The organism is Glycocaulis sp., assembly GCF_052168375.1.
Lineage (GTDB): Bacteria > Pseudomonadota > Alphaproteobacteria > Caulobacterales > Maricaulaceae > Glycocaulis.
Map to the genome: position 1 here is coordinate 1 of NZ_JBQLZR010000076.1, position 2,205 is coordinate 2,205.

Sequence of the window (2,205 nt, forward strand, 5' to 3'; positions counted from 1 at the left end):
CCTCTGCCATGCTGCAGAACTATGACCTCAATGGCGATACCCGCTATTCGGGCTTTGCCCGCTGCAGCGGCTGAGCTTTCCCACGGTCAAGCTTTTCCTTGCCATTGCAACCCTGAGCCCGTTTGATGCGTTAAGATTAATGCACAGATGCCGGGGGGCTTTCTCATGGATGCATTACAACCCGTGCTGGACTTCTTCCGGCAGGGATTCAGCACGGTCAATGGCGTGCAAGGGCTGATCATCGCCCTGGTTGCCGCTCTGCTTCTGCCATCCTGGGGACGGCTCATCGTGTTCGTCATCGGTGCGACGGCGGTTCACCTGCTGGTCGACATCCTGCTTCCAGTCATTGCGAACAATGCTGCCTTGCGGCTGCCCGATATTCTGGCGATGCCGTTCTGGCGGTATGTGGCGGTGCTGCTGGCAGGCTATCTGATCGTCATCAGCGTTCTGGCATTGCTGAAAAGGCTGCTGCTGAAACGCTGAAATTACGCAAACGCAACATGATGTACAGGCGCTCAACCGGCCCGTGCATTGACCGTTTTTGTTTGCTTTTTGGTAAGAACTTGGCACGCTCCCGGTGGGATTGCCCCGGTGGGCAGGCGAATGAGGGGAAATGCAATGGAAATTCTTGATACGGTTTGGGGCTATCTTGAACCTGTATGGGCCTGGCTTCGCGCCGGTCTTGATATGTACGGCCCGGGCAACTGGACCGAGCTTGGCATCCAGATGGGTGTGATTGCGGTTGTTATGGCTCTGATGATGCAGAGCTTTGGCGCGATCCTCATCTTCACGGTGGTCGGCGTTATCATCCACGTGGTGGTCGATCAGGTTCTGCCGATGGTGCGTGATGGCGCTGCCTTCACCATGCCGCCGGTCTCCGACATGACCTACTGGCAGTATGTCGCCTTTCTGGCGCTGGCCTACTTTGTCGGCCTGATCGTGCTCTTCCTGATCAAGAGCCTGATCTTCCGCCGCTAGGCGGGGCAGACTCGCTCGACGGCCGGACCGTGACTGCACGGGGACGCAAAGCGCGCGGTTCGGTTCGAACATGCTTCGCACCCTGACCTGCAAAGGTCAGGGTGCTTTGCTTTGCGCCAAAGGCTGGCCTAATGAAGGGGTCAGCGCAGACATTCCAGCGAGGAGCCCCCAGATGAGCCAGAACGACGTATTGCTGACCGTGACCCCGGGCGGCACCGCAGTGATCACGCTCAACCGGGCGGAGCGCCACAACGCGTTCAATGCTGACGTCATTGCTACCCTCTCCGACATGTTCGAGACCCTCCGGGCCAATACGGAAGAGGTGCGCATGGTCGTCCTGCGCGGCGCAGGTCCCAGCTTCTCTGCCGGGGCGGACCTTGAATGGATGCGCGCCGCCGCTGACTGGACCCATGAGGACAATGAGGAGGATGCGCTGGGCCTTGCCCGGATGCTGCGCCGCCTGCATGACCTGCCTCAGCTGACTGTGGCGCTGGTTCAGGGCGCGGCCATGGGCGGGGGTGCGGGCCTTGTGGCGGCCTGCGATGTCGCCATCGCGGTGAAGGATACGAAGTTCAAGTTTTCCGAAGTGCGTCTCGGCCTGACACCGGCGACTATCTCTCCCTTCGTCGTCAAGGCGATAGGCCCGCGCTGGGCGAAGGCGCTGTTCGCGACGGCGGAAGGCTTTGACGGCAATTTCGCCCACCAGATCGGCCTGGTTCAGTACGTGGTCGATAGCGCAGACGACCTTGATGACATGCTCGAAGAGGTCGCAAAGCTGGTCTTTGCGGCAGCGCCGGGCGCGGTTGCCGCATCAAAGGCGCTTGTCGACGAAGTTGCGGGCAAGGAAATCGATGACCGGCTGGGCAAGCACACCGCCAGGCTGATCGCCGACCGCCGGGTCAGCGATGAGGGGCGTGAAGGTCTTGCTGCCTTCCTTGAAAAGCGCAAAGCAAGCTGGTTTAAATAGCGGCGCATACGAGCACCGCGCCATGTGGTCCTTAAGCCGTCTTGAAGCGGCATTCCATCAGCACCGCGAGGCCCTTCGCACCCGCCTGATCCGCGGGCGCTGGAGCGGCTATGCGTTCGAGTTCCTGGCCTTTGGCATCAAGCAGGGCTGGGCCTGCCTGTTCGGCGCGCTGATGCTGGTCGTCCTCCTGGCGAGTTTCCTGTTCTACCCGTCCGATGCGCCGCTCGCCCGGTATGACCTGATCACCCTGCTGGCCGTGC

The 2,205-nt window shown here is 60.9% G+C and carries 4 protein-coding genes; all 4 read left to right on the plus strand.

Annotated features, from left to right (window positions below; all coding sequences use genetic code 11):
* The first annotated feature begins 165 nt into the window (after window positions 1-165).
* Window positions 166-483, plus strand: coding sequence for a hypothetical protein (locus ACTS2Z_RS02915; protein ID WP_442571733.1), 318 nt, complete (start codon window positions 166-168; stop codon window positions 481-483).
* Window positions 484-618: 135 nt separating this feature from the next.
* Window positions 619-978 carry a hypothetical protein gene (locus ACTS2Z_RS02920; protein ID WP_442571734.1) on the plus strand — a complete coding sequence of 120 codons (360 nt, stop codon included), beginning with the start codon at window positions 619-621 and terminating at the stop codon, window positions 976-978.
* Window positions 979-1,150: 172 nt separating this feature from the next.
* Window positions 1,151-1,945 carry an enoyl-CoA hydratase-related protein gene (locus ACTS2Z_RS02925; RefSeq protein ID WP_442571735.1) on the plus strand — a complete coding sequence of 265 codons (795 nt, stop codon included), beginning with the start codon at window positions 1,151-1,153 and terminating at the stop codon, window positions 1,943-1,945.
* Between the two features lie 22 nt (window positions 1,946-1,967).
* Window positions 1,968-2,205: DUF817 family protein (locus ACTS2Z_RS02930; RefSeq protein ID WP_442571736.1), on the plus strand; the 238-nt coding region annotated here is incomplete at its 3' end.